Genomic DNA, 25,032 nt, shown 5'->3' on the forward strand with positions numbered 1-25,032 from the left:
AGGAGCGGGCAAGGACGACGCAAGCAGTGGCGGCGCGCAGCCCGCATTCCGGAGCGATAGCCAGCAGGTCTCCTCTTACCAATTCGCACACCGCGCGAGGCCGTAAGAGGGCATTATTGCGACGCCAGCTAGAGGCACAAATTCATAATAATTCTGGCTTATTCGTTTTTGATTATATATGGCCCCGCCGCGATCGGTAACGCGCTTAGCAAGACGACATCCGGCGCCCGCCGCGCGGACGACCCCGATTTACAGGGGCGCCTCGTTTTTCATCATGGCGAGCGGGAGATGCGAGTTGCGCGGCCAATATCTCCGCGAAACGCGCCTTCAGCGGAGGTGAGCGTCGAATAATTAGGCATCCCAGAAGACGCGAACCGCGGCCGCTTACCACTATCATGGCACCTCGTCCGATCGCTCGTCGCGAACGACCCACCGCACGGCCCGCCCGGCGACCCGACGCCAATTTTCGCGCGGGCCCCGCCCGATCGAGCGGATGATCGTCTGCGCGCCCGAGCGCATCATCATCGCCCATGGCCGGTGATATGATCGCGGCGGCGTCGCCGGGCTGAAGCGCGCCTTCCGCCGGGTGCTCTGAGCGACGCCGCCGTTGGAACGCGTGGCGGGACGCCCTGTCACGCGCTCGTGATGAGCCGTGCCGGCCCGCCGGGCGAATAGCGGCGGGCCGGGCGGTGTTTGCCTCGGGTTGAGGGGCACCTGCACGAGTGACACCACATGCGCCTGATATCCGATCGCGAGCCCACGGCCCGGCCCATTCCTGCCGCCGGCGCGGCGCCCGTCCCTTCCCGCGACGCGCCGCCCGCGCGCCTGCTCTCGCTCGCGACCGCCGTGCCCGAGCACGTGCTGAAGCAGTCCGACGTCGCCGGCGCGATGCACCGCTTCTTCACCGAGGTCTTCAGCAGCTCCAGCACCATGGCCGGCATCTTCGCCAGCACCGGCATCCGCCAGCGCTACGCCGCCTGCCCGCTCGACTGGTATCTCGAACCGCGCGGCTGGCCCGAGCGCACCGCTGTCTACATGACGGCCGGCGGCGACCTGTTCGTCGAGGTGGCGAACAAGGCGCTGAAGGGCGCCGGCTGCAGCGCCGCCGAGGTCGATACCGTGGTCTATGTCTCGACCAGCGGCATCGCCACCCCGAGCCTCGACGCGGTGGTGCATGCGCGCATGGGTTTCCGCGCCGATGTCGAGCGGGTGCCGGTGTTCGGGCTCGGCTGCGCCGGCGGCGTCACCGGCCTCGCCATCGCCTCGCGCCTCGCGCAGGCGCGCCCGGGCTCGACCGTGCTGATGGTCACGGTCGAACTCAGCACCCTCGCCTTCCGCCTCGACCGCCAGGACAAGGCGCATCTGATCTCGACCGCGCTGTTCGGCGACGGCGCGGCGGCCTGCGTGCTGCGCACCGACGGGCATGGCCTCGCCGCGATCGAGGGCGCGGGCGAGCATCTGTGGCCCGACACGCTCGACATCATGGGCTGGAGCATCGACCCGGTCGGCTTCGGCGTCATCCTGCGCCCGGACGTGCCTTCCTTCGCCGCGACCCATCTCAAGCCCGCCGTGACGGGCATATTGGAGCGCATCGGCCTCGCGCCGGAGGATGTCGGCCGCTTCGTCTGCCACCCCGGCGGGACGAAGGTCGTGGCGGCGATCGAGCGCGCCTTCGGCCTCGGCCAGGGCGCGCTCGACCACGAGCGCGGCGTGCTGGCGGATTTCGGCAACATGTCGGCGCCGACGGTGCTGTTCATCCTCGACCGGGTGATCGCGCAGGGCCTGCCGGAGCGCGCCGCGCTGGTGACGATGGGGCCGGGCTTCACCGCCTCCTGCGTCTCGCTCGCTCAGGCGGCATGAGGGGCGACGGCAATGGACGCGATCCTCATCCTCGGCTTCGTCACGCTGCAGCGGCTCGGCGAGCTCGTGCTGTCGAACCGCAACACCGCGCGCCTGCTCGCCCGGGGCGGGCATGAGGTGGGGCGCGGGCACTACCCCTTCATGGTCGCGCTGCACGCACTGTGGCTCGCCGGCCTGTGGTGGCTCGCTCCGGGGCGACCGGTCAGCGTCATCCTGCTCGTGGTCTACGGGTTGCTGCAGGTGATGCGCGTATGGGTCATCGCCTCGCTCGGCCGGCGCTGGACCACGCGCATCATCGTCCTGCCGCAGGCGCCGCTGCTCCGGCGCGGGCCCTACCGCTTCCTCGCTCATCCCAACTATGTCGTCGTCGCCGCCGAGATCGCCATGCTGCCGCTGATCTTCGGGCTCACCGGCTATGCCGTGCTGTTCTCGGCGGCGAACGCGCTCATCCTGTGGGTGCGCATCCGCACCGAGAACGCCGCGCTCGGCATCGGCGCGGCGCGGCTGGAGATGCGGGCGTGAGCGCGGACGCCGCCATGCCCGGCGGGGTGGTGGCGCCGCGCACCTGGATCGGCTTCGCCGCCATGTGCCTCGGCATGTTCATGGCGGTGCTGGATATCCAGGTCGTGGCGACCTCGCTGCCGGCGATCCGCGCCGCGCTCGGCATTCCGGCCGAGCTGATGAGCTGGGTCCAGACCGCCTATCTCATCGCCGAGGTGATCGCGATCCCGCTGACGGGCCTGCTCACCCGCGCGCTCGGCATGCGGCGGCTGTTCGTGGGCGCCACCGGCGTCTTCACGCTCGCCTCGCTCGGCTGCGCGGCGAGCACCAGCTTCGCCACGCTGGTGGCGGCGCGGGTGGTGCAGGGCTTTTCCGGCGGCATGCTGATCCCGCTGGTGTTCTCGGCGGTGTTCCTGCTGTTCCCGTTCCGCCTGCAGGGCTTCGCTACCACGCTCGCGGGCATGCTCGCGGTGCTGGCGCCGACCGTCGGGCCGGTGGTCGGCGGCTGGATCACGCAGACCACCTCCTGGCACTGGCTGTTCCTCGTCAACATCGTGCCCGGTATCCTCGCCTGCGCGGTCGGCCTCGTGGCGCTGGCGCGGCAGGACCTCGACGCGCCCCTGCTACGCAGCCTCGACACGGCCGGCCTCGCCTTGCTCGCGCTCTGCCTCGCCAGCCTCGAGATCGGGCTGAAGGAGGCGCCGCAGCGCGGCTGGCTGGCGCTGCCGGTGCTGGCGCTGCTCGCCGCCAGCCTCGTCGCCGGCGCGCTGTTCGTGCGGCGCATGCTGGCGGGCGCGGCGCCGCTGGTCGAGCTGCGCACCTTCCGCGACCGCGGCTTCGCCATCGGCTGCGCGCTCAGCTTCATTCTCGGCATGGGGCTCTACGGCTCGGTCTACCTGATGCCGGTGTTCCTCGCCTTCGTGCGCGGCCACGGGCCGCTCGCCATCGGCGTGGTGATGCTGGTCACCGGCGTCACCCAGCTCGTCACCTCACCCATAGCGGTGGCGCTGGAGCGGCGCGGCAGCGCGCGCCTGCTTACCCTCGCCGGCTTCGTCATGTTCGGCGCCGGCCTCGCCATGAGCGCGTTCTCGACCCGCGAGACCGATTTCGACGGCATGTTCTGGCCGCAGGTGGTGCGCGGCGGCGCGATCATGCTGTGCCTGCTGCCGCCGACCCGGCTCGCGCTCGGCCGGCTGGCGCCCGAGGCGGTGCCCGACGCCAGCGGCCTGTTTAACCTGATGCGCAATCTCGGCGGCGCCATCGGCATCGCGCTGGTCGACACCGTGATGTTCGGCCGCGCGCCGATCCTTGCCGAGGCGCTGAAGCAGAGGCTGCTCGCCGGCGACACCTCCGCCGCCGAACTCGTCGGGCTGCCGGCGGACGCGCTGAGCGGCCCGGTCACGACACCGATCGACCCGGCGATCGAGGCCTTCGTCCGGCCGCTGATCGAGAAGGCGGCACTGGTCCAGTCGATCAACGAGGCCTGGGTCCTGCTGGCCGCCGCCATGTTCGCCGGCTGCATCCTCGCCCTGCTGGCGCGGGCCGCGGATGGCCGCCCCGGGCCCGGCCCCACCCATTAGCGCGGGGCGGATCCCGGGACGGCTTCGCCTGAAGCTGCGCCCCTCATTCGGAACGGTAGACCATGCGCCGCAGCACGTCGTCGCGCAGGAGGTGATGGTGCAGCAGCGCCGCGGCGGCATGCAGCTCGGCGACGCCGATCAGCGTCCACGCCACGGCATTGTGCATCTCGGCGAGAAGATGGCTGTTCTCCCGCCCCAGCACGATCAGCGGCGGCACCGAGAAAAGGTCGAAGAAGCGCAGGCCGCCGCCCGCGGACCAGCCGAACAGGAAGCCGAGCACGGCCTGGGCGAGCAGCAGCGCGTAGAGCGCCAGATGCACCGTGCCGGCCGCGAGCCGCTCCAGAGGGCCTCCCGCCGGCGGCAGGGCATGGGGACGGGCGAGCCGCCAGACGATGCGGGTGAGCACGACGAGCGCGAAGACGATGCCGAGCGCGGCATGGGTCGAGATCAGCGCGTGGCGCAGCGGCGTGCCGCGCGGGAGAAGTTCCCAGACATGGGCGCTTGCGAACTGCGCGAGTACGAGCACCGCCGTCGCCCAGTGCAGGGCGATGGTGAGCCCGTCGTGCCGGTCGGCGGGAACGGAGCGGGTGGGTGCTGTGGCGGGAAAGGACATCGGGAGCCTCCTTCGAGTGGATGCCCGCCAACACCTTGGCGCCCAAGGATATTCGCCCGTTTCGAGAACTTTTCCCGCGCCCCGCCGCTGCACGCGCCGTCAGGCGGCGAGCCGCTCGGCAAGGCCCGTCGCGAGGTCCTTCATCCGCTCCGGGCCGGCATGGCCGATCAGCATGAAGGCATGGTCGGCGCTCGACCAGTAGACGACGTTCATCCCGCGGCGCCGTTCGCTCTCCATCGGCTGCCGGCCGCCCTCGGGGTGGGCGGTGATGCACAGCGCCATCGGCCCGGTCTCGGGATCGAGATAGGCGATCTGCACCAGCGGCCGGCCGTCATAGCTCAGGATCTGCGCGCGCCGATATTCGGCCGAGGGCAGCGCCACCGCTTCCGGCGACAGCGACAGGCCGAGCCGCTGCTCGATGAAGGCGAAGTCGGCGCGCTGGCTCTGCGGCGAGGGCGTCGGCCCTGACAGCGTCTCGCGCGTGTAGAGCGACATGTAGCCCGCCACCGCCTTGCGCCATTCGCTCGCCTCGTCCTCCTCCTGCGCAGCCGGCGCGGTGAGGCGCTCCAGGGCGCGGTCGGCGACGATGCCGGCGAGCAGGGAGGCCGCCATGGCGCCGACGAGGCTTCGGCGGGTGAGCCATCCGTTGCGGGCGGGCGCCGGCGAGGGCGTCGCCGCCAGCGCCGCGGCGAGCCGGTCCCGCGGCGCGGCGTCGAGCAGCGGCGCAAACGCGTCGCCGAAGGGCAGGCTCGCCCGGGCGAGGAACTCGATCCGCTCGGCGACGCGCGGGTCCTGCGCGGCCAGCGCCTCGAGGCGCGCCGCCTCCTCGGGCGGGAGCTCGCCGTCGAGAAAGGCGGTGATCTCCTCGTCGGTGATCTTGTCGGGGTCGATGCTCATCGTGCCTCCACCTCCGAAAGCCGGGTCGCGATGCGGGCGCGGGCGGCCGCGAGGCGGCTCATCACCGTGCCGATCGGGATGTCCAGCACGTCGGCCACCTCGCGGTACGAAAGTCCCTCGACATAGGCAAGGAACACCGCGCTGCGCTGCGCCTCGGGCAGCGCGTCGACCTGCTCCAGCACCTGGCTCGCGAGCACGCGCGTCTCGGCCTGGCTCGCGCCGTCGACCGACAGCACGTCCCCGGAATCGAGGACGCCCTGGCCGAGGCGGACCTTGCGCGAGCGCAACTCGTTGAGCCAGATCGAATGCAGGATGGCGAGCAGCCAGTGGTCGAGCCGGGTGCCGGGCTGGAACTGGCCGGCGCGCTCCAGCGCGCGCAGGCAGGTCTGCTGCACGAGATCGTCGGCGACGTCGCGCTGGCGCGACAGCACGAGGCCGTAGCGCCAGAGCCGGGACAGGTGCCGCGACAGACCCTGCCTTATCTCCGCTTCACTCGCGATGCTCGCCTCCGTCGGACGTACCGACAAGCGGACGGCCGGTCGCTGTGCGGCCCGCCCTGCGTCGCCAGCATAGACCGGCGAGGGGACCTGCGCGAATGCTGCCATGGCAAGGCCCGCCGTGTTTGCCGGTTCGCCCTTTCCGTGCGGCTCAGATGCCGGACGGATCGGCCAGCGCCTCGCTCAGGTCGCGATATTCCTCGCAGCCGGTGCCGCAGATCTTCTCGATCGTCTGGAGCTGCTCGCGGGCAAGATCGAACCGTCCCTTGATGACGTAGGCCTCGCCCAGATATTCGCGCACCTTGGCGTAGTTCGGGTCGAGCTTCACCGACTGGAGATAATAGGTGATGCCCTCGTCGGTGCGCCCGAGCTTGCGGGTGGCATAGCCGCGATAGTTGAGCACCTTGGCCGTGTTCGGGTCCTTCACCGTGTCGAGCACGGCGAGCGCCTCCTCGTAGCGCCCGGCCTTGGCGAGCGAATAGGCATAGTCGGCACGGTTGTCGTCGGGGATGTTGGCGCCCTGCTGCTGGACGCATTTCTGCGCCTTCTGGTCGTAGATCTGGCCCTTGGGGCAGGTCGGGGTGGTGTCCTCGCCGAGGGCGTGGGCGGGCACCGGCAGGGCGGCGATGGCGAGGCTGCCGCCGACGATCAGGGCGGCGGCGCGAAGCTTGGTCGTGGTCATGTCTGGTCTCCGGGGAGTGGCGACGTTGCCTGACGCGAACACCCCAGCGGCGACCTTATTCACCGGCGGATGCGATTTTTCCGGCGGTCACCGCCGACGGGCCCGGATGCCCCGTCGGCGAGGGTGCATGCGGCGGGCGCATCGACCGCCCGCCGCGAGGCCGGATCGACCGGCCGCCTCAGCGCATGGCGTCGAGGATGTCGCCGCGCGTCAGACCCATGTCGTCGAGCAGGTAGTCCGGCAGCGACAGCATGAGCCGGTAGTCGCGGCGCCGGCGGCGATGGGCGGCAGACGCCCAGCGCGGCCAGAGCCGGCGCCAAGGCACGGCGGGGAACGATATCGAGTTCAGGCCGGTCGTCGGACCGGATCCAACAACAACTTGATAAGGCATCATTCATTCCTCCTTTCCGAGGACGGGACAGGTCATTCAGGCCTGTTGTGAAAAGCCGCGCCGCCGGCGCACGCGCGGACGCACGCACCCGCCGCCGGCGCGGCGGCGTCAGTGCAGACGCACCGGCATCGGCGTGATCTCGCGGATGCCGCCGAAGCCGCTCAGCCGCGGCAGCTTGCGGATCTCGACCTCGCGCACATTGGCGGCGAGCGCGGCGAGGCATTCCTCCATCTCGATCCGCGCCAGCGTCTCGCCGATGCAGCGGTGCGGGCCGAGGCCGAACACCGGATGCAGGCGCGGATGGTCGGCGCGGCGGATGTCGAAGCGCTCCGGCTCGGCATAGAGGCCGGGATCGCGCAGCGCCGACATGGTGCTGAGCCTCAGCGCGGTCCCCGGGAACACAGTGACGTTGCCGATCTCGATCGGCGCCGTCGCCACGCGCAGTACCGAGCCCACCGAGGGGTCGAAGCGCATCGCCTCGGCGACCGCACCGGGAATCAGGCTGTTGTCCGCCCTCACCGCCTCCCAGTCGCGATGCTGCACCAGCAGCGCCACCAGCATGGCGAAGGCCGCCCGGGTGGTGTCGCTGCCGCCGATGATGACGCCGATCACCTGGAAGATGAGGCTCTCCAGCGGCATCACCGGGTCGCGCCGCCAGCTCGCGGCGAGATGCGACAGCAGGTCGTCGCGCGGCCTGTCGAGGCGCAGGCGGATCTGCTCGGCGACGTAGCAGAACAGCTCGCCGGTCGCGTTCTCGATCGCCCGATGGTGCTCGTAGGGGTAGATCGGCCCGATGGCGCGGGCGATGGTGTAGACGCGCCGGGCGAAGAACGCGCTGTCCTCCTTCGGCAGGCCCAGTATCGCCGCGATCATCTCCGCCGGCACCCGCGCGGCCATGCGCTCGACGAAATCGAACATCTCCCCGCGCGGCAGCTCGGCGACGATGCGCTCGGCGACCGCGCGCACGTCCGGGCGCAGGCCGAGCATCGCCTTGTAGGCGAAGCTGCGGGCGAACAGGCCGCGCTTGGCGCGGTGCTGCTCCGAGTCGGAGAAGATGAAGAAGTCCTTCAGGAAGCGCGCCGTGATCCCGTCCGGGATCTGGTTCAGGGCGACGTACTCCGTTCCCTCGACCTGCCGCGTGCGCGGGTCGGAGAGCAGCGGGATGACGTCGTCCGCGCGCAGCACGAGATACTGGCCCTCCGCCAGCTGAACCAGCGGATGCTCCCTGCGAAGCGCCGCGAGGCCGGCATGCGGATCGTCGATAAGCGCTCTCGGGTCGACGCGCACAGGTGCGCTCTTCCCGACCAGATTGTTGATTCGAAGCATGTGTTTGCTCGTCCAATGCTCGCCGCCGACGTCGCCCGTATGGCGGCGTTGCGCGAGGTGGTGGTGATGTCACGAATGGCGGGGCGAGCATGTCGCGCGCCAGCGTTGTGGCGAGCGTTGTAACGGCGATGGTTTTTAGCGGCCGAAACGTTGTTTTTCGGCGTAGAATGCGTTTGTCCGTCCAACGGAACGGGGCGTTCGACGTCGCACTTCACTTGAGATGATGTCCGGAACGCAACGATTCCGCTGCGGCACATTGTGATGTATCGCTGCACGCCCTTATCGGGCCACCGCAAGGCCGGCCCACCTCACGTAAAGGCTGTCGCATGCGCCACGAAGCTGCATTTGAAGGTCCCGACGCGGCCCCGGACCTCGAGATTTCGCTGCTCGGCGAATTGCGCGTGGTCCGGCTGGGGGCAGAGGTCACGCTTCCCGCCTCGCGCAAGGCCCGCGCGCTGCTGGCCTTTCTGGTCGCGACCGGCCGCCCGCACCGGCGCGAGCGGCTGAGCGAATTGTTCTGGGATCTTCCCGACGATCCCCGGGCGGCGCTGCGCTGGTCGCTCACCAAGCTGCGCAAGGTGGTCGACAGCCCGGGACGCCCGCGCATCATCGCCGACCGCGAGCGCGTCAGCTTCGACGCCGAAGGGCTCGCCATCGACATGCGCGGCGTGCGTGGTGCGCTGCGCGATCCCGGCGCCGACATCCCCATGAGCGCGCTTGAGACCCTGGCCGAACGGCTGGAGCAGGTTTTCCTCGACGGGCTCGACGGCGCCGGCGCGGATGATGGGGCGTTCGATTCCTGGCTGACCGCCGAGCGCGAGGACATGCGTGCCGCGCGCTGCAGGGTCCTCTACCGGCTCGCCACCCATCCCGACATGGACCCGATCCCGGCGCAGAAATGGGCCCGGCTGTGGCGCGAGGTCGACCCCGAGGGCAACGAGGCCCGCCGGCCGGGCCCGCCGGTGCCCCATCGCCGCGAGATGGCGGAGGCCCGCGAGAGGCCGCCCCCGCCCGCCCTCATCGCCGGACCGGGCACGGGGCTCTTGCAACTGCCGATTCCCCGCTCGCCGGTGCCCCGCCCCTCCGTGCCGCAGCTCATCGAGCGCGCCCTTCGCTCCCAGCGCATCGGCTTCTGCGAGGTCGGCGACGGGACCAAGATCGCCTACGCCATCACGGGCTCCGGCCCGCCGCTGCTGAAGGCCGCGAACTGGCTCAACCACCTCGAATTCGACTGGTCGAGCCCGATCTGGGGCCGCGGCTTCGCCGAGATCGCGCGGCTGCGGACCTTCGTGCGCTATGACGAGCGCGGCTGCGGCCTGTCGAACTGGGATGTCGACGATCTCACCTTCGACGCCTTCGTCGAGGACCTCGAGGCCGTGGTCGACAAGCTCGGGCTGGAGCGCTTCCCGCTGCTCGGCATCTCGCAGGGCGCGGCGGTCTCGATCGAATATGCGGTCCGCCACCCCGAGCGCGTCTCCGGCCTGATCCTGATCGGTGGCTACGCGGCCGGCTGGCGCCACCTCTCCTCCCCCGAGGAGCAGGCGCGGCGCGAGGCGGTGCGCGACCTGACCAAGGTCGGCTGGGGCACCGACAATCCCGCCTACCGCCACATCTTCTCGCAGACCTTCATGCCCGATGCGGGCCCCGACGAGCTCGCCTGGTTCGACGAATTCCAGCGCCGCACCACCTCCGCCCACAACGCCGCCCGCTTCCAGGACGCGTTCGGCGACATCGACGTGCGCGACCGGCTGGCCAAGGTGCGTACGCCGACCATCGTGCTCCATTCCCGCTACGACCAGCGGGTCCCGCTGGAGGTCGGCCGGGCGCTCGCCTCCGGCATCCCGGACGCGCATTTCGTGCCGCTGGAAAGCCGCAACCACATACTGGTCGACAACGAGCCGGCGTGGCTGACCTGCGTCGACGCGGTGCGCCGCTTCATGCTGAAGATGCGCATCTGAGACGAGCCGCGCCGGAGCTCCCGCGCGCGGCTTCGTGACCCGCCTCCGCCATCAGGGGGATGGCGGGCGGTGCGTGCCTTGGGGCAGGCTGGGGACGACTCCTCATACCCGAACTCCTCACATCCGAAGGCAGAGCCGATGTCCTCCAACGTTCCCGCCATCCCTCTCAATGACGGCAGCAGCCTTCCGCAGATCGGGCTCGGGACATGGCAGATCGCCAATGACGCCGTGCCCGCCATCATCGAAGCGGCGGTCGGGGCCGGCTACCGCGCCATCGACACCGCCGCCGCCTATGGCAACGAGGCCGGCGTCGGCGAGGGCATCCGGCGCTCCGGCCTGCCGCGCGCCGAGATCAAGGTGACGACCAAGCTGTGGAACGACAGCCACGGCCGCGATGCGACACTGCGAGCCTTCGAGGCCAGCCTCGCCGGCCTCGGCCTCGATACGGTCGACCTCTACCTCATCCACTGGCCGGTGCCGGCCAGAGGGCTCTATGTCGAGACCTGGAAGACGCTGGTGGAGATCGCCCGCGAGGGGCGCGCCCGCAGCATCGGCGTCTCGAACTTCACCGCCGAGCACCTCGAGCGGGTCATCGAGGCGACCGGCGTCGTGCCGGCGGTCAACCAGATCGAGCTGCACCCGCACTTCCAGCAGCACCAACTGCGCGCCTTCCACGCCGCGCATGGCATCGTCACGCAATCCTGGAGCCCGCTCGGGCGCGGCAGGCTTCTCGACGATCCGGTGCTGGAGGCGGTCGCGCGCAAGCACGGGCGCAGCACCGCGCAGGTCGTGCTGCGCTGGCACGTCGAGAACGGGCTGGTGGTGATCCCGAAATCCGTCCGCGCCGCGCGGCTCGACGAGAACATGGCGATCTTCGACTTCGCCCTCGACGCCGACGACATGGCGGCCATCGCTGCGCTGGACCGGACCGACGGGCGCGGCGGCCCGGATCCGGCGACCTTCGGCTGAGGCGCCCGGGCGGATGGGAGCGGACGCCTTCCCCGGCTGCACGCCGCCGTCGCAGTGGCGCCCTCTCCTCTCCCGGACTACCTTCGAACGCGCAGCCTCCTCCTCACGAGACGGGACGATCATGGCCGGCAGTCGCAGCCTCGGCGGTTTTCTGAGCTGGTGCATCACCTCGGCGGCGCACGCGCTGGCCGATCTGCGCCGCCATCCCGGACTTGGCGAGGAGGCGGGCTACGGCGCGAGCCCCAGCCTGCCGACGCCGCGACCGACGCGGATCCCGATCATGAAGATCGCCCCCGCGGTCGGCTGGCCGCCGGGCGGCAAGCCGGTCCCGGCGCCGGGCTTCAAAGTCGAGGCCTTCGCCACCGGCCTCGACCATCCGCGCTGGGTCTACGAGCTGCCGAACGGCGACATCCTCGTGGCGGAGAGCACGTCGCCGCCCCGCCCGGCGGGCATGGGCGGGCTGCGCGCCGTGGTCGAGGACCTCGTCATGGTGCGCGCCGGCGCGGGACGACCGAGCGCCAACCGCATCACCCTGCTGCGCGACGCCGACGGCGACGGCGTGGCGGAGCAGCGCTTCGCCTTCCTCGAAGGGCTCTATTCGCCCTTCGGCATGGCGCTGGTCGGCGACCGGCTCTATGTCGCCAATGCCGACACGCTGGTGCGCTTCCCCTATGAGGACGGCGCCACCCGCATCACCGCGCCGGCGGAGAAGGTCTGCGACCTGCCGGCCGGGCGCAACCACCACTGGACCAAGAGCCTGGTGGCGAATGCGGACGGCTCGCGCCTCTATGTCGGCGTCGGCTCCAATTCCAACGTCGCCGAGTTCGGCATGGAGGAGGAGGTCGACCGCGCCGCCATCCTCGAGATCGATCCGGCGACCGGCACCCACCGCGTCTTCGCCGGCGGCCTGCGCAACCCGGTCGGCATGGACTGGAACCCCGTCACCGGCGAGCTGTGGACCAGCGTGAATGAGCGCGACGAGATCGGCGACGACCTCGTGCCGGACTACATGACCTCGGTGAAGGACGGCGCCTTCTATGGCTGGCCCTACTGCTATTTCGGCCAGATCGTCGACGAGCGGATGAAGCCGCAACGCCCCGACCTCGTCGCCCGCTCGCTCAAGCCGGACTACGCGCTCGGCTCGCACACTGCCTCGCTCGGCCTGACCTTCGCCAGCGACGGGCGCTTCGGCGAGCGCTTCCGCGGCGGCGCCTTCATCGGCCAGCACGGCTCGTGGAACCGCAACCCGCCGGCCGGCTACCGCGTGATCTTCATCCCCTTCACCGAGGGCAAACCGTCCGGCCCGCCGGAGGAGATGCTCGGCGGCTTCCGGGTCGACGGCAAGGCGCTGGGCCGGCCGGTCGGCGTCATCATCGACCGGCGCGGCGGCCTGCTGGTGGTCGACGATGTCGGCGACTGCGTCTGGCGGGTCCGCGCGGCCGCTCCCTGAGCCCGGCCGCGCAGGCGCCTGCGCACCCCAGCCGCGCGCCCGGCATCTTACTGAAAAATGTCTTCGCGCGATGGCCACGCGGCCGTCGTCGTCCTGCGCGATTACATCGCATGCGACCCTGAAATCCGTCCCCGACGCCCGAATACTTGACCGGAGCAAGCCCGTCCTTCCCGCCGGAAGGGCGCACGGGAATGTTGTTGACAGATCTATAAATAATCCCGGATAGTCCCCCCCAACAGCCCGATCAACGAGGCTGAGCATGATGGTGGGGCAAGCCATCCCGCCTGATCAGGGAGGATTTACCATGGAGCGCGGTCCCTCGCGTCGGACCTGTCTCGTCGGCATGGCCGCCGGCGTCCTGTCGATGCCCTATATCAGCCGGGCGCACGCCGCCGCACCGATCCAGCTCAAATTCGCTACCGCCGACACCCAGCAGGACAAGTCCTACCTGGTCGGCGAACGCTTCGGAGCCGAGATCGCGGAGAAGACCGGCGGCAAATACAAGGTCCAGATGTATGTGGGCGGCGCGCTCGGCAGCACGGTCAACATCGGCAGCAGCCTGCAGACCGGCATCGTCGACTGCGCCATCCTGACCTCGGGCTACATCGAGAGCCTTGTGCCGACCGTGCAGGTGATCGACCTCCCCTTCATCTTCAAGGACGAGGCCAATGCCGCCAAGATCCTGGACGGCGAGGTCGGCCAGAAGCTGCTCGCCGACATGGCGCCCAAGGGCATCGTCGGCCTCTCCTGGGGCTGGTACGGCTGGCGCCAGCTCGAGCTGCACGACCGCGTGGTGAAGACACCGGACGACATGCACGGGCTGAAGATCCGGATCCAGCCCGGCCCCGTGTTCGCGGCCATGTTCAAGCAGCTCGGCGCCATCCCCATCGTGCTCGACGGCAGCGAGGTCTACCTCGCTCTGTCGCAGAGCACGGTCGGCGCGGTCGACTTCCCGGTGCCGACGGCGGTGACCTTCAAGGTCTACGAGGTGACGAAGAACCTCGCGCTCACCCGCCACGTCTACAATGCCGGCGCGCTGATGGTCAGCAAGGCGCTGTGGGGCCGGCTCTCCCCGGCCGAGCGTGACATCTTCAAGGCCGCGGCCGTCAACGTGCAGCCGTTCTGGCGGCAGGCGGTGGCGGACGCCACCACCGACGGCATGAAGTTCCTCACCGACCACGGCATGCAGGCGACGGAGACGGACTTCGCCGCCTTCCGCGCCAAGATGGACCCGGTCTACGCGCAGTTCCGGCCGAAATACCGGGAGCTGTTCGACAAGATCATGGCCCAGCAATAGAGGCCGACGCCGCCCTGCCCCTCGGGGCCCCAGGCATCGCGGAACCCCCGACCATGAATACCCCAACCGCCCAGGCCCACCGGACGGGCTGGATCTTGCTGCTCGACCGCCTGCTCGACATCACGGTCGGCATCGCGCTGATCGGCGAGTTGCTCGTCGTCATCGGCAACGTGCTCGGCCGCACCTTCATCGACGCCCCGCTGCTGTGGAGCGACGAGGTGGCGACGCTGGCGCTGTCGACCATCGCCTTCATCGGCGGGGCGGTCGCCTATCGCCGCGATGCCCACATCTCGGTGCGCACCATCGTCAACATGCTGCCGGAAAAGACGCAGGCGGTGGTGCTCGCCGGCGCGGACTGGGTGGTGCTGGGGCTCGGCCTCCTCAGCTTCTTCTACTCGATCGGCCTCGTCGAGGCGCGGTGGGAGGAGCTGACCCCGATCCTCGAGATGCGCGGCGCCTGGTTCGCGGTGCCGCTGTCGGTCGGCATGGTCATGCTCGCGGTCTACGCGCTCGTCCGGCTCTATGAGCAGCCGCGCGGCGCGGTGCTGGCGGCGCTCGTCGCCGTCCTCGTGCTCGCCGCGCCGTTCGTGCTGTTCGGCTTCCTCGCCGACGCGCCGATGGCGAACGGCAGCGCCATCAGCATCGCGCTGCTGCTCGTGCTGGTGACGGTGCTGCTCGGCCTGCCGGTGGGCTTCGCCCTCATGCTCGGCACCATCCTCTATCTGCACATCGGTACCTTCGTGCCGCTGATCGCCGTGCCACAGAACATGGTGGACGGCGTCGGGCGCTTCGTGCTGCTGGCCCTGCCCTTCTTCATCTTCGCCGGCTTCATCATGGAAGGCGGGGGCATATCGCGCCGGCTGGTCGAACTGATCGCGGCGCTGGTCGGGCGGCTGCGCGGCGGCCTGATGCAGGTGATGGTCGTCAGCATGTACATCGTCTCCGGCATCTCCGGCTCCAAGGCCGCCGATGTCGCCGCCGTCGGCCTCGTGATGCGCGACATGCTGGACGAGGAGGGCTACGACCGCGCCGAAGCCGCCGCCGTGCTCGCCGCCTCGGCCGCCATGGGCGAGTGCATCCCGCCGAGCCTCGCCATGCTGGTGCTCGGCTCGGTCACCTCGCTGTCGATCGGCGCGCTGTTTGCGGCCGGGCTCATTCCCGCCGCGGTGATCGCGCTGTGTCTGATGGCGCTGATCTATTTCCGCGCGGCGAAATTCAACACCCGCCAGCACGGCAGCCGCAACTGGCCGCTGATCCGCCGGCTGGCGCTGCGGGCGATCATCCCGTTCTCCATGCCGGCGCTCTTGTTCGGCGGCATCTTCAGCGGCTTCGCCACCCCGACCGAGATTTCCGCCTTCGCCGTGGCCTACGGGCTCGCCATCGCCGCGCTGCTCTACCGGGAGGTGAACCTCAGGCAGTTCGGTCGCATGATCGCGGAAGCCTCGACCGTCTCGGCTATGGTGCTGTTCACCCTCGCGGCGGCGCAGACCTTCTCCTGGGTGCTCTCCGCCGCCCAGCTTCCCCATTCGCTGGCCGCGCTGGTCGCGACCTGGCACGACAACGCCACCCTGTTCATGCTGGCCTCGATCACGGCGGTGGTGATCCTCGGCTCGCTGCTGGAAGGGCTGCCGGCGCTGCTGATCCTGGCGCCGCTGCTGCTGCCGCTCGCGCCCGATCTCGGCATCGACCCGCTGCACTACGGCATCGTGCTGCTGGTGGCGATGGGCATCGGCGCCTTCCTGCCCCCGCTCGGCGTCGGCTTCTACATCGCCTGCGCGGTCACCCGCGCGCCGGTCGACCGCGCCTCCGCCTTCATGATCCCCTATGTGCTGATCCTGCTGATCGGCCTGCTGCTGGTCACCTTCGTGCCATGGTTCACCCTGCTGGTGCCGGGACTGCTCGGTTTCGCGAGCTGAGGCACGGGCCTCCCGCTCAGTGCGGGAACAGCACGAGGATCACCACGCCGAGGGTCGCGATGCTCAGCACGCTGCTGGCGAGCACCATCGAGCCCGCCGCGGTGGAATCGAGCCGGTAGTCGACCGCGAACAGGATGCCGAAGAAGCCCGACGGCACCGCCGCGAGCAGGATCGCCATGCGGGCGATGTCGGCCGGCACCGGCAGCAGCCAGACGAAGAGCGCCGTCACGCCCGGCCGCACGATGTCCGCCAGCGCCGTCGCCCCGACGATCCGCCAGTCGAGGCGGAACGCCTGTCCCGAAAGGATCAGCCCGGTCAGGAACAGTGCCACGCCGGCGGCGGCGGTGCCGATCAGCTCGAGGCTGGCCCCGATCACCGGGCCGATCGGGACCCGCAGCAGCGACAGCAGGATGCCCAGCGCCGGCGCCAGCACGACCGGCTTGCTCAGCGAGCGCCGCAGCGCGGCGAGGATGCGCGCCCCCGGCGCGGCGGCACTTTCCCGGCCGGGCATGTTCATCTCGACCAGCAGCAGCGCGAGCGGGCTGACGAGCAGCGATCCCGCCGCCAGCCCCACCGCGACCGGCACCGCGCCGGCCGGCCCGGCCACGGCGGCGGCGATCGGCAGGCCGACCCCGGCGAAATTGGGAAAGGCGATGGTCAGCGCCTGCATCGACGCATCCGCGCGCGACGCCGGGGCGAGGAGGTACCAGCCGAGGAAGGCCGCCAGCATCACCGCCCCGAGGAGCGCGACCAGCGGCCATTGCGCCAGCATCTCGCTGCGCGGCGCCGAGGCGGTGGCGACGAACATCGACGCCGGCAGGGCGAAGCTCATGACCAGCGTGTTGAGGCTGCCCACCTGGCGGTTGTCGACCACGCGAAGCCGGCCGGCGCCGTAGCCGAGCGCCATCACGAAGAACACCGGCGCGATCGCCAGCAGAATGACATCGGCCCTCATGGCGCATTCCCTCATGGCTGTCGGGAAGCACCCCTCCGGCCGCCCATGCGGCCCCGGCGCTCCTTTACGGGCATCGATCATCCCGTCAAACGCTGCGGAATGCTGTCGCAAATACACGCCGCGCCGCGACGCGCGTGTATTCGTCGCAAGATCATGTCGAGCGCCTGCCGAAGACGATCCCGGGGCGCGGATGAACGCCCGACGATCAGCTTGAATGACCGGAATATTTGCCTGTTCGCACCAGCAATTACTTGCGCAGTTCTTCGCGACAATCACCGCAGAAAGAACTGACTAGCTTCGGCGTCACGAAACAGTCGCCTGCATCCCGCGCCGCACGGTTCCGCCGCCGGCGCTCCGGTCATCCGCTAGGGGCGGGAGCCCCATACGCCAAGAGGTGATGCCATGCCGTACCGTGCCCTTCGCCCCGCCGCGCTCCTCACCGCGCTGCTCACGCTCGCCGCCCCGGCCGCCGCGGCCGATCCGGTCCACAACATCGTCCTGGTGCACGGCGCCTGGGTCGACGCGTCCGGCTGGAAGCCGGTCAGCGACATACTGACGAAGGACGGCTTCCACGTCTCCATGGTCCAGGAGCCGCAGACCTCGTTCCCGGACGACGTCGCCGCCACCAAGCGCGTGCTCGACATGCAGGACGGTCCCGTCATCCTGGTCGGCCACTCCTATGGCGGCTCGATCATCACCGAGGCGGGCGTGCACCCCAAGGTCGCCGGCCTCGTCTATGTCGCCGCCCACTCCCCGGATGTGGGCGAGGACGAGAGCGAGCTCGGCCACAAGATGCCGAGCGTGCTGGCCAAGACCCCCGGCGCCATCGAGAAGACGCCGGACGGCTACACCTATCTGAAGCCCGACCTGTTCCCGAAGCTGTTCGCACCGGACCTGCCGAAGCAGCAGGCCACGTTCGAGGCCCGCTCGCAGGTGCTCGCCAAGGCTGACGTCTTCAGCACCCCGCTGACCGCCGCCGCGTGGAAGACCAAACCCGTCTGGGGCGTCGTCGCCGGCGACGACCAGATCATCAGCCCGGACCTCGAGCGCTTCTACTACAAGCGCGCCGACGCCCCCTTCGTCGTCATCAAGGGCGCCAGCCACTCGGTCTACGAGACCCACCCGGCCGAGGTCGCCGCCGTGATCGAGAAGGCCGCCCGCACGGTTGGCGCGAAAACGCCCTAGGATACCCCTACCGGATGCCGCCGGCAGATGAGCCGGCGGCGCGGCTTCGCGGCGCCCTCAACCAGGAAGACCATCATGGCCATTCTCTATTCGACGCGCGTCACCGCCAGCGGCGGGCGCAAGGGCAGCATCCGCAGCGAGGACGGCCTCCTCGCGCTCGCGCTGGCCATCCCGAAGGAGCTGGGCGGCATGGGAGGGGCCACCAATCCCGAGCAACTCTTCGCCGCCGGCTACGCGGCCTGCTTCGAGAACGCGCTGCTGCGCGTGGCGCGCCAGTCCGGGCACCGCTTCGCGGACGGCGATGTCGAGGTGGTGGCCGAGATCGGCCTCAGCCGCAACGAGGCGGACGCCTTCGTGCTGCATGCGAGCCTCCCCATCACCATGGCCGGCATCGATCAGGCGAGCGCCGAGGAACTCGTGCGCGGCGCCGACGCCATCTGCCCCTATTCCAACGCCGTGCGGGGCAATGTCGACGTCGTCAAGACGGTGACGGTGCGCTGAGCGTCGCCGCGCCCACGCGGACAGGGCGGGCGCCCGGTCAGGTGGCCGTGCCGCCGCGCCCCGGCCGGCGGACGACGCGCAGCTTGCCGCTGGTCGCGCCGCCGCAGAAGAAACGGTCGGCGCCGTCCGATTCGAGCCCCGAGACGACGGTTCCCGCCGGCATGTCGAGCCGCTCCATCACCTCGCCGGTCTGCGGGTCGATGCGGCGGACGTCGCAGGTCTCGTCCTGCCAGGTGCCGTGCCAGAGCTCGCCGTCGACCCAGGTCACGCCGGTGACGAAGCGGTCTGTCTCGATGGTGCGCAGCACGGTGCCGGTGTCGGGATCCACCTGGTAGATCTTCCGCGCGCGGTACTGGCCGACCCAGAGCGAACCCTCGGCCCAGGCGAGGCCCGAATCCTCGCCATTGCCCGGCGCGGGGATCGTCGCGACCACCTCGCCGGTCGTGGGGTCGATCCTGTGGATCGCCGCCTCGGCGATCTGGAACAGGTGCCGGCCATCGAAGGCCGTGCCGGCATCGGCCGGAACCGAAAGGGCGCCGACGATGGCGCCGCTGTCCGGGTCGAGCGCGTTCAGCCGGTCGCCGGAGGCGAACCAGATCCGCCGGCCGTCATAGCTGACGCCGTGGACGCCCTTCGCCTCGGGAAACGGGCCGTATTCGCGGATGATCTCGGCGGGGGAGTGTCTCATGGCGCCAGTCTAGCCCTCGCTTATTCGGGCGGGGAGTAACAAGCTTGTCGGGAAGCCGGGCACGCTCGCCGCCAGCCAGCGCCGCGCGGGTCCGCGCCCGAAGCTCTCCACCTTCGCCTCCTGCGCCAGCGCGTCGAGCGCGCGTTGCACGGTGCGCGCGCTGACCCCGAGCGCCAGCGCCAGCGCCGAGCTCGACCAGGCCTCGCCGTCGGCGAGTAGCGCCAGCACCTCGCCATGCTCGCCCTCGACCGGCGGCGCCAGCACGCCGACCGGCGTCTCTCTGTGCGGCAGCAGCACGAAACCGCGCCGCGTGGCGTCGAGCCGCGCCAACGGCGCCAGCGCGGCGCGCAGTCGGCCGATCTCGACCCTCAGCCGCGCGCGGTGGGATTCGTCCGCCTCGCGGGCACGGAAGGCCCGCGCGACCAGTGCCGCGCGCGAGACGTCGCCCGGCCACGGCTCGGCCAGCGCCCGGGCGAGCGCGAACAGCACCGGCCGCCCCGCGAGCGTCACGACATCCGCCCCGCGACGCACCACCATGCGGCACGCATCGACGAGCAGCGCGCCCGAGCCGATCAGCGCCTCGACTTCGCCGAGCCCGAGCAGCCTCTGCCCCTCCCGCCCGATCAGCCGGGCGGCGGGTGCGTCGAGGGCGCGCGCAGCGGTCTCCACTTCGGCCGCCAGCGCGGCGATGCCGCTCGCCCGCGCCGCGCGCCTGGCCTCGTCGAGCGCTGCGCGTGCCGGTCCGGCCTGAATGCGGCGTATGGCGATGCCGGCCGCGACCAGCCAGTAGCCGGGCCGCGAGGCCGGCGGCAACGCGTCGACATCGACCGCCGCCAGCACGGTTTCGGCCTCGCCGAGACGCCCGATCAGCAGCAGCAGCCGTGCCTCGAGGGCGCCGGCATGGGCGGCGTTGGCCGCGTCGCCCAGCCCCGCCAGCCGCGCCCGCGCCGCGCCCAGCACCTCGGCGGGATGGGCGAGGTCACGCGAGACCAGCGCGATCTCGGCCTCGGCGAGTACGCAGCGGGCCCGCGCCGTCGGCTCCCTCGGGCCGAAGCCGCGCGCCGCGCGGCGCAGCAGCAGCCGGGCGCGTTCGAGATCGCCGAGCTGGGCCATGGCGATGCCGCGCAGCGCCAGCGCCGGCGGGTCCTCGCGCAGCGTGACGCGCTTCAGCGCGGACAGCGGATCGCCCGCCGCCAGCGCCCGGGCGGCGGCGGTGATCAGCGAGTCCATGGAAATCCCGTCACACTTGTCACTCTCACCCGGCCCCGGCCCCGCCCTAGCCTGCTCCCGTCGCCGCAGGGAACGCGGACGACAATCGATCGCAAGCCGGAGAATGACAATGCCGACAGCCGCAACCGAAGGCAGCGAAGCGATCCGGCCGGCGTTCGGCCTCACCGACGGGCTCACCCTCGCGGCCGCACCGACCTTCGCCCTGATGGCGGGGATCACCGCCCTGAACGCGCCGCCCATGGCGCTCTGCTCCGCCGCGCCCGGCGGCCTGCCGATCGACGGCATGAGCGCGATGTACCTGCAGATGAGCCTGTTCCACCTCTCGCCCTGGCTGAAGCGCGCCCGCGGGCGCGCCTCCCGCTGACCGACAGACAAGGAGACCGACCATGAACAAGGCGATCAATCCCGCGACGAGCGACGCCGCGACACCCGTCCCGAGCCACGCGGTCGTGCCGCGCGCGGAGTGGCTCGACGCCCGCAAGGCGCTCCTCGCCCGCGAGCGCGCCCTGACCCATGAGCTCGACGCGCTGCGCGCCGAGCGCCGGGCGCTGCCCTGGGTCAGGATCGACAAGCCGTACGTCTTCGAAGGCCCCGGCGGCCGGCGCAGCCTCGCCGACCTGTTCGGCGGGCGCAGCCAGCTCGTCATCTACCATTTCATGCTGACGCCGGGCTCGGACCATATCTGCCCCGGCTGCTCCTTCATCGCCGACCATGTCGATGCGGCGCGCCGGCATTTCGAGCAGGCAGACCTCTCCTTCGCCGCCGTCTCGCGCGTGCCGCTGGCTCGCATCGAGGCGGTCAAGGCCCGCATGGGCTGGAGCTTCCCGTGGGTGTCCTCGCAGGGCAGCGACTTCAACTTCGACTTCGGCGTGTCGTTCACGCCCGAGGACATCGCCACCGGCCGCGCCATCTACAATTACGGCACCGTCATCCGCCGCAGCCAGGACATGTTCGGCGCGAGCGTGTTCGTGAAAGGCGAGGACGGCGCCGTCTACCACACCTACTCGACCTATCACCGCGGCGCGGAACTGCTGATCGGCGCCTTCAACTGGCTCGACCTCGTGCCCAAGGGCCGCAACGAGACGACCGGCACCATGGGCTGGGTGCGGCTGCACGACGAATACTGAGGCGCCCCTCCCTCCTAGCCCCGGCGGTCCGGCTCCACGCCGAGCCGTCGGGGATCGAACAGTGCCCGCCCCTCGGGCGTCTCGAACGCCGTGTCGAGCACCGGCACGCGCACCACCGCGACGCGCCGCCCCTCCGCCTCTCCCGTGGACGCGAGCGGCACCAGGCTCGCCGCGTCGAGCACTGCGATCGGATCGGGGCTGGCGGCGGCGAGCGCGCCGTCGACCCACAGGAAATGGTGCTCGTTCTTTATCCAGATCCTCGCCCGCCGGCTGGCGGACGGCCCGGTCCCGACAAGCTCGTACGCCGCCTCGCGGAAGGCGTAGGGCTCCTCGCTGCGCCAGCGCATGCTCACCTCGCCCTCGAAGGAGAGCTCGCCTCCGGCGAAGGCCAGCACCGCCTCGAGCCGCTCCGCCGCCGTCCCCGGTCCGCACAGGCGCCGCCCGACTTGCATCGCATGGCCGATGCTGCCGGCGACCAGCCCGCCGCGCAGTTGCCCGAGCGGGCCGGGATAGGCGAGGCAGGCGAGCCCGCGGCCCGACGCCGCCCGGTTGAGCTGGCGCGCCATGCGGTCGGCCATGGTGGCGCTCGCCGCCGCGCCGATCACCGCCTCGCCGCCGAGCCGGTCGACGAGGGCGAGCGGGGCCGGCGACAGGCCGGCGAGGTCCAGCTTCGTCATGCCGAGTTCGGGAATGCAGCGCCCCGCCGCGTCGGCGTCGAGCACCGGCAGGCCGAGCCGGTGCGCTGCGATCAGCAGCGCGGCGGTGGCGAGCGAGCCCAGTTCGACCGGTACCAGCGCCCTGAGCGGCGTGCCGAGCCGGGCCGACATCAGCCGCACCGCCTTCTCGAAGCGCGTCGGCAGGTCGAGATCGCCGGCCGGCACGCCGAGCGCGGCGCGGGCGGCGGGGTCGAGCGGGTCGGCGGGGTCGCGCCCGCCGATGATGATGCCGCAGGCGACGGGCGCGTCGTCCGGCAGCGTGTAGATGGGGGCGAAGGCGATGTCGGACGGCGCCAGCCCTTCCTGTCGCAGCAAGGCGAGCCCGGCCTGCGCGGAGCCGCCGCCGCCGGTGCCGTAGAAGCTCAGCCCCGTGAACAGCGCCTCGAGGCCCAACACATCGAGACCCGGTGTATCGAGCCGCGCCTCGTCGCCCGCACCGGCCCGCCTCATGCCCCGGCGCCTTCGAAGATCGAAAGCCCCAGCCGCGTCGCCTCGAAGCCGTTGCAGATGTTGCGCTCCTGCGGGCAGTTCGAGATCGCCACCACGAGGTCCATCTGCGCCTCGAGGTCGATATGGTCGCCGGCGCGCGAGAGCGGCGCCTCGACGCCGATGGCGCCGTCCGCCTGCACCGGCACGTTCATAAACACGTTGAAGGTGTAGGGAATCTCGCGATAGCTCACGCCGTGCGGCTCCATCACCGCGGCGAGGCTGGCGCGGCAGTTCGGCCCGTCCTCGACGCCGTAGCGCAGCCGGTTCAGTCCCCGGCAGCAGGTGCCGGCGAGCAGGTCGTGCCGGCCGACCGTGTCGGCGAGCACCTTCAGCATCGGCCGGGCGTCGTCGGAGAACACGGTGCTGCCGGTGCCGACATGGATGTTGCCGTTCAGCATGATGGTGGTGTGGATCGAGATCTTCTCGCCGAGATCGTGCTTGTTGAAGCAGATGAAGTCCGCCACCTGCTGCCCATCGAGATCGACGATGCGCAGCACCTGCCCCTTGGCGAGCTCGAAGCCGATCCGCCCCTTCGGCTCGATGACGTGCTCCCAGATCGGCTGGCGCCGGGCATCCTCCGCGCGAGGGCTGTCGGATCGGCTATTCATGGTCTCAACTCCTGGATAAGGCCTCGGCTCCGCGGCCCGGCGCCTGTCAGCGAGCGGGCTGCGGTGAGGGAAACGGCGGGGCCAGCGCGGCGAGGAAGCGCACCAGCCGCGCATCGCGCGGCGCGTCGAGCAGGCGGGCCGCCGGCCCCTCCTCGACCACATGGCCGCCATCGAGGAAGGCGAGCCGGTCGCACAGCCGCCGCACGAAGCCGAGGCTGTGGCTGACAACCACCAGTGCCCGGCCCTCGCCGGCGATCGTCCGCAGCAGCGCAGCGACCTCGCCGGCGAGCTCGGGGTCGAGGGCCGAGGTCGGCTCGTCGAACAAGAGCACCGGCGGGTCGAGCGCCAGCGCGCGGGCGATGGCGACGCGCTGCTGCTGGCCACCGGAAAGCTCGGTCGGCCGCATCGCCGCCCTGTCGGCGATGCCGAGCCGGGCCAGCAGGGCGCGGGCGCGCTCGGCCGCCACCGGGCCCGGGCGGCCGAGCACGACGCTCTGCGCCCGCGTCACGTTGCCGAGCACGTCGAGATGCGGCCACAGATGAAGCTGCTGGAACACGAAGCCGATGCGGTGGCGTTCGCGCGAGATGTCGCGCCCGCGTCTCCACCTCCGGCGCACCACGCCGGCCGGCGAGACCTCGGGGCCGAAGGCGTGCCCGCTCACCCGCACGAAGCCGTCGTCGGGCGGGTCGAGATGGGCGATGGCGCGCAGCAGCGTGGTCTTGCCGCAGCCGCTCGGCCCGATGATGCCGAGCACCTCGCCCGGCGCCACCGCAAGCGAGACGTCGTCGACCACCGGCCGGCCGGCGAAGCTCTTGCGCAGGCCGATCACCTCCAGCGCCGGCGCCGTGTCCGGCTGCGCGGCCCCACTCATGGACGCGGCCCGAAGGCGTCGAGGGAGAGGAAGCGGTCGGCGATCCGCCCCTGCGGCCGGCGCCGTGCATGGCGGCGCGAGCCGCGCGTGCTCGCCGTAGCCAGCGCGTGGCTGAGCACCCAGTAGAGCGTGCCGGTCGCCACGAACACCTCGACCGGCGAGAAGGTCTGCCCCTGCACCAGCAGCGCCGAATAGGTCAGCTCCGGCACGGTGATGCTGGAGAGCACCGCCGATTCCTTGATCAGCATCTGGGCGATGTTGGTGGAAGGCGGCAGCAGCCCCGGCACAAGCTGTGGCGCGATGATGTGGCGTACGCTCTGCAGCCGCGTCATGCCGACCGCGCGGCCCGATTCCATCTGCCCGCGCGGCAGGGCGAGCACGGCGGCGCGGATCACCTCGGCGAAATAGACCGCGCCGAACAGCGCCAGCGCGAAGGTCCCCGTCACCGTCGCCGGCAGGCGCGGCCCGAAGAATGGCAGGCCGAAATGCAGCAGATAGAGCAGCACCAGGAACGGCATGCCCCGGACCACCTCGATCAGCAGCGACGCCGGCAGGCGCAGCACCGGGTGACGGGCGAGCTTGAGCGCCGCGATCGGGATCGCCATCACGAAGCCGAGCACGATGGCAAGCGCGGACAGCATCACCGTGACGGCGAAGCCGCGCGCGAGGACCGGCCAGTTGTCGATCAGTATGGCGGGATCGAACGACATGATTCAGATCCGCAT

At 70.9% G+C, this 25,032-nt stretch carries 25 protein-coding genes; 12 read left to right on the top strand and 13 right to left on the bottom strand.

The window, feature by feature from the left end:
- Positions 1–732: 732 nt before the first annotated feature.
- From NVS83_RS22065 to NVS83_RS22075, 3 genes are read left to right on the top strand one after another with little or no spacing between them, the layout of a single operon-like run.
- Positions 733–1,860 (top strand): type III polyketide synthase, encoded by a 1,128-nt coding sequence (locus tag NVS83_RS22065; RefSeq protein ID WP_258741317.1) that lies wholly within the window; start codon positions 733–735, stop codon positions 1,858–1,860.
- Between the two features lie 12 nt (positions 1,861–1,872).
- On the top strand, positions 1,873–2,382 hold the full coding sequence (locus NVS83_RS22070; RefSeq protein WP_258741319.1) for an isoprenylcysteine carboxyl methyltransferase family protein: 510 nt from the start codon (positions 1,873–1,875) through the stop codon (positions 2,380–2,382).
- 14 nt (positions 2,383–2,396) lie between these two features.
- Positions 2,397–3,941, top strand: coding sequence for a DHA2 family efflux MFS transporter permease subunit (locus NVS83_RS22075; RefSeq protein ID WP_258741415.1), 1,545 nt, complete (start codon positions 2,397–2,399; stop codon positions 3,939–3,941).
- A gap of 43 nt (positions 3,942–3,984) precedes the next feature.
- Here the strand turns inward: NVS83_RS22075 and NVS83_RS22080 are convergent, their stop codons facing one another.
- The 6 genes from NVS83_RS22080 to NVS83_RS22105 form a co-directional block, all read right to left on the bottom strand.
- A complete protein-coding gene (locus NVS83_RS22080) occupies positions 3,985–4,554 on the bottom strand; it encodes a cytochrome b (protein ID WP_258741321.1) in 570 nt (189 codons plus the stop codon).
- 99 nt (positions 4,555–4,653) lie between these two features.
- Positions 4,654–5,451, bottom strand: a complete 798-nt coding sequence (locus tag NVS83_RS22085; protein ID WP_258741322.1) for a zf-HC2 domain-containing protein — start codon at positions 5,449–5,451, stop codon at positions 4,654–4,656.
- On the bottom strand, positions 5,448–6,056 hold the full coding sequence (locus tag NVS83_RS22090) for an RNA polymerase sigma factor (protein ID WP_374115102.1): 609 nt from the start codon (positions 6,054–6,056) through the stop codon (positions 5,448–5,450). The genes NVS83_RS22085 and NVS83_RS22090 overlap by 4 nt, the downstream gene beginning before the upstream one ends.
- 43 nt (positions 6,057–6,099) lie before the next feature.
- A complete protein-coding gene (locus NVS83_RS22095) occupies positions 6,100–6,630 on the bottom strand; it encodes a tetratricopeptide repeat protein (RefSeq protein WP_258741324.1) in 531 nt (176 codons plus the stop codon).
- A gap of 178 nt (positions 6,631–6,808) precedes the next feature.
- A complete protein-coding gene (locus NVS83_RS22100) occupies positions 6,809–7,024 on the bottom strand; it encodes a YjiS-like domain-containing protein (RefSeq protein ID WP_258741325.1) in 216 nt (71 codons plus the stop codon).
- 105 nt (positions 7,025–7,129) lie between these two features.
- On the bottom strand, positions 7,130–8,347 hold the full coding sequence (locus NVS83_RS22105; RefSeq protein WP_258741326.1) for a cytochrome P450: 1,218 nt from the start codon (positions 8,345–8,347) through the stop codon (positions 7,130–7,132).
- A 326-nt stretch (positions 8,348–8,673) separates the two neighbouring features.
- Between NVS83_RS22105 and NVS83_RS22110 the strand changes: the two genes are divergently transcribed.
- The 5 genes from NVS83_RS22110 to NVS83_RS22130 all read left to right on the top strand — a co-directional run bounded on the left by NVS83_RS22110 (position 8,674) and on the right by NVS83_RS22130 (position 15,937).
- Positions 8,674–10,305, top strand: a complete 1,632-nt coding sequence (locus tag NVS83_RS22110) for a bifunctional AfsR/SARP family transcriptional regulator/alpha/beta hydrolase (RefSeq protein ID WP_258741333.1) — start codon at positions 8,674–8,676, stop codon at positions 10,303–10,305.
- A 138-nt stretch (positions 10,306–10,443) separates the two neighbouring features.
- Positions 10,444–11,274 (top strand): aldo/keto reductase, encoded by an 831-nt coding sequence (locus NVS83_RS22115; protein WP_258741335.1) that lies wholly within the window; start codon positions 10,444–10,446, stop codon positions 11,272–11,274.
- 121 nt (positions 11,275–11,395) lie between these two features.
- On the top strand, positions 11,396–12,724 hold the full coding sequence (locus tag NVS83_RS22120; RefSeq protein WP_258741339.1) for a PQQ-dependent sugar dehydrogenase: 1,329 nt from the start codon (positions 11,396–11,398) through the stop codon (positions 12,722–12,724).
- Positions 12,725–13,028: 304 nt separating this feature from the next.
- The gene (locus NVS83_RS22125; protein ID WP_258741342.1) at positions 13,029–14,021 is read left to right on the top strand and encodes a TRAP transporter substrate-binding protein; all 993 of its coding nucleotides are present in this window, start codon (positions 13,029–13,031) and stop codon (positions 14,019–14,021) included.
- A gap of 53 nt (positions 14,022–14,074) precedes the next feature.
- Positions 14,075–15,937, top strand: a complete 1,863-nt coding sequence (locus NVS83_RS22130) for a TRAP transporter large permease (protein ID WP_258741347.1) — start codon at positions 14,075–14,077, stop codon at positions 15,935–15,937.
- A gap of 16 nt (positions 15,938–15,953) precedes the next feature.
- Here the strand turns inward: NVS83_RS22130 and NVS83_RS22135 are convergent, their stop codons facing one another.
- Positions 15,954–16,892 carry an AEC family transporter gene (locus NVS83_RS22135; protein WP_258741348.1) on the bottom strand — a complete coding sequence of 313 codons (939 nt, stop codon included), beginning with the start codon at positions 16,890–16,892 and terminating at the stop codon, positions 15,954–15,956.
- A 402-nt stretch (positions 16,893–17,294) separates the two neighbouring features.
- Here NVS83_RS22135 and NVS83_RS22140 point away from each other — a divergent pair, with 402 nt between their 5' ends.
- Complete coding sequence (locus NVS83_RS22140) at positions 17,295–18,077, top strand: alpha/beta hydrolase (protein ID WP_258741350.1); 783 nt, start codon at positions 17,295–17,297, stop codon at positions 18,075–18,077.
- A 75-nt stretch (positions 18,078–18,152) separates the two neighbouring features.
- Positions 18,153–18,578: an organic hydroperoxide resistance protein gene (locus tag NVS83_RS22145; protein WP_258741351.1), complete on the top strand. Its 426-nt coding sequence runs from the start codon at positions 18,153–18,155 to the stop codon at positions 18,576–18,578.
- Positions 18,579–18,615: 37 nt separating this feature from the next.
- Here NVS83_RS22145 and NVS83_RS22150 read toward each other — a convergent pair whose 3' ends face one another.
- Positions 18,616–19,266 (bottom strand): Vgb family protein, encoded by a 651-nt coding sequence (locus NVS83_RS22150; RefSeq protein ID WP_258741353.1) that lies wholly within the window; start codon positions 19,264–19,266, stop codon positions 18,616–18,618.
- A gap of 9 nt (positions 19,267–19,275) precedes the next feature.
- Positions 19,276–20,496 (bottom strand): helix-turn-helix domain-containing protein, encoded by a 1,221-nt coding sequence (locus tag NVS83_RS22155; protein ID WP_258741358.1) that lies wholly within the window; start codon positions 20,494–20,496, stop codon positions 19,276–19,278.
- A 109-nt stretch (positions 20,497–20,605) separates the two neighbouring features.
- Here NVS83_RS22155 and NVS83_RS22160 point away from each other — a divergent pair, with 109 nt between their 5' ends.
- Positions 20,606–20,860 (top strand): hypothetical protein, encoded by a 255-nt coding sequence (locus tag NVS83_RS22160; protein ID WP_258741359.1) that lies wholly within the window; start codon positions 20,606–20,608, stop codon positions 20,858–20,860.
- Positions 20,861–20,882: 22 nt separating this feature from the next.
- Positions 20,883–21,623 carry a DUF899 domain-containing protein gene (locus NVS83_RS22165; RefSeq protein WP_258741360.1) on the top strand — a complete coding sequence of 247 codons (741 nt, stop codon included), beginning with the start codon at positions 20,883–20,885 and terminating at the stop codon, positions 21,621–21,623.
- 14 nt (positions 21,624–21,637) lie between these two features.
- Here NVS83_RS22165 and NVS83_RS22170 read toward each other — a convergent pair whose 3' ends face one another.
- Genes NVS83_RS22170 through NVS83_RS22185 form a run of 4 tightly spaced genes read right to left on the bottom strand, consistent with a single transcriptional unit; the run spans position 21,638 to position 25,017 of the window.
- Positions 21,638–22,789: an S-methyl thiohydantoin desulfurase domain-containing protein gene (locus NVS83_RS22170; RefSeq protein WP_258741362.1), complete on the bottom strand. Its 1,152-nt coding sequence runs from the start codon at positions 22,787–22,789 to the stop codon at positions 21,638–21,640.
- A complete protein-coding gene (locus NVS83_RS22175; RefSeq protein WP_258741365.1) occupies positions 22,786–23,436 on the bottom strand; it encodes a DUF1989 domain-containing protein in 651 nt (216 codons plus the stop codon). Before NVS83_RS22175 ends, NVS83_RS22170 begins: the two co-directional genes overlap by 4 nt.
- 46 nt (positions 23,437–23,482) lie before the next feature.
- Positions 23,483–24,307, bottom strand: a complete 825-nt coding sequence (locus tag NVS83_RS22180) for an amino acid ABC transporter ATP-binding protein (protein WP_258741367.1) — start codon at positions 24,305–24,307, stop codon at positions 23,483–23,485.
- Entirely contained in the window at positions 24,304–25,017 is a 714-nt protein-coding gene (locus NVS83_RS22185; RefSeq protein WP_258741368.1) for an amino acid ABC transporter permease, read from the bottom strand. Before NVS83_RS22185 ends, NVS83_RS22180 begins: the two co-directional genes overlap by 4 nt.
- Positions 25,018–25,032: the final 15 nt, after the last annotated feature.

Origin of the sequence: Ancylobacter mangrovi (assembly GCF_024752335.1) — a bacterium.
In the GTDB taxonomy this organism is placed as follows: domain Bacteria; phylum Pseudomonadota; class Alphaproteobacteria; order Rhizobiales; family Xanthobacteraceae; genus Ancylobacter; species Ancylobacter mangrovi.

Coding starts and splice junctions, on each gene's coding strand:
- NVS83_RS22065 (WP_258741317.1), top strand. CDS start 733: ATGCGCCTGATATCCGATCGCGAGCCCACGGCCCGGCCCATTCCTGCC.
- NVS83_RS22070 (WP_258741319.1), top strand. CDS start 1,873: ATGGACGCGATCCTCATCCTCGGCTTCGTCACGCTGCAGCGGCTCGGC.
- NVS83_RS22075 (WP_258741415.1), top strand. CDS start 2,397: ATGCCCGGCGGGGTGGTGGCGCCGCGCACCTGGATCGGCTTCGCCGCC.
- NVS83_RS22080 (WP_258741321.1), bottom strand. CDS start 4,554: ATGTCCTTTCCCGCCACAGCACCCACCCGCTCCGTTCCCGCCGACCGG.
- NVS83_RS22085 (WP_258741322.1), bottom strand. CDS start 5,451: ATGAGCATCGACCCCGACAAGATCACCGACGAGGAGATCACCGCCTTT.
- NVS83_RS22090 (WP_374115102.1), bottom strand. CDS start 6,056: ATGGCAGCATTCGCGCAGGTCCCCTCGCCGGTCTATGCTGGCGACGCA.
- NVS83_RS22095 (WP_258741324.1), bottom strand. CDS start 6,630: ATGACCACGACCAAGCTTCGCGCCGCCGCCCTGATCGTCGGCGGCAGC.
- NVS83_RS22100 (WP_258741325.1), bottom strand. CDS start 7,024: ATGATGCCTTATCAAGTTGTTGTTGGATCCGGTCCGACGACCGGCCTG.
- NVS83_RS22105 (WP_258741326.1), bottom strand. CDS start 8,347: ATGCTTCGAATCAACAATCTGGTCGGGAAGAGCGCACCTGTGCGCGTC.
- NVS83_RS22110 (WP_258741333.1), top strand. CDS start 8,674: ATGCGCCACGAAGCTGCATTTGAAGGTCCCGACGCGGCCCCGGACCTC.
- NVS83_RS22115 (WP_258741335.1), top strand. CDS start 10,444: ATGTCCTCCAACGTTCCCGCCATCCCTCTCAATGACGGCAGCAGCCTT.
- NVS83_RS22120 (WP_258741339.1), top strand. CDS start 11,396: ATGGCCGGCAGTCGCAGCCTCGGCGGTTTTCTGAGCTGGTGCATCACC.
- NVS83_RS22125 (WP_258741342.1), top strand. CDS start 13,029: ATGGAGCGCGGTCCCTCGCGTCGGACCTGTCTCGTCGGCATGGCCGCC.
- NVS83_RS22130 (WP_258741347.1), top strand. CDS start 14,075: ATGAATACCCCAACCGCCCAGGCCCACCGGACGGGCTGGATCTTGCTG.
- NVS83_RS22135 (WP_258741348.1), bottom strand. CDS start 16,892: ATGAGGGCCGATGTCATTCTGCTGGCGATCGCGCCGGTGTTCTTCGTG.
- NVS83_RS22140 (WP_258741350.1), top strand. CDS start 17,295: ATGCCGTACCGTGCCCTTCGCCCCGCCGCGCTCCTCACCGCGCTGCTC.
- NVS83_RS22145 (WP_258741351.1), top strand. CDS start 18,153: ATGGCCATTCTCTATTCGACGCGCGTCACCGCCAGCGGCGGGCGCAAG.
- NVS83_RS22150 (WP_258741353.1), bottom strand. CDS start 19,266: ATGAGACACTCCCCCGCCGAGATCATCCGCGAATACGGCCCGTTTCCC.
- NVS83_RS22155 (WP_258741358.1), bottom strand. CDS start 20,496: ATGGACTCGCTGATCACCGCCGCCGCCCGGGCGCTGGCGGCGGGCGAT.
- NVS83_RS22160 (WP_258741359.1), top strand. CDS start 20,606: ATGCCGACAGCCGCAACCGAAGGCAGCGAAGCGATCCGGCCGGCGTTC.
- NVS83_RS22165 (WP_258741360.1), top strand. CDS start 20,883: ATGAACAAGGCGATCAATCCCGCGACGAGCGACGCCGCGACACCCGTC.
- NVS83_RS22170 (WP_258741362.1), bottom strand. CDS start 22,789: ATGAGGCGGGCCGGTGCGGGCGACGAGGCGCGGCTCGATACACCGGGT.
- NVS83_RS22175 (WP_258741365.1), bottom strand. CDS start 23,436: ATGAATAGCCGATCCGACAGCCCTCGCGCGGAGGATGCCCGGCGCCAG.
- NVS83_RS22180 (WP_258741367.1), bottom strand. CDS start 24,307: ATGAGTGGGGCCGCGCAGCCGGACACGGCGCCGGCGCTGGAGGTGATC.
- NVS83_RS22185 (WP_258741368.1), bottom strand. CDS start 25,017: ATGTCGTTCGATCCCGCCATACTGATCGACAACTGGCCGGTCCTCGCG.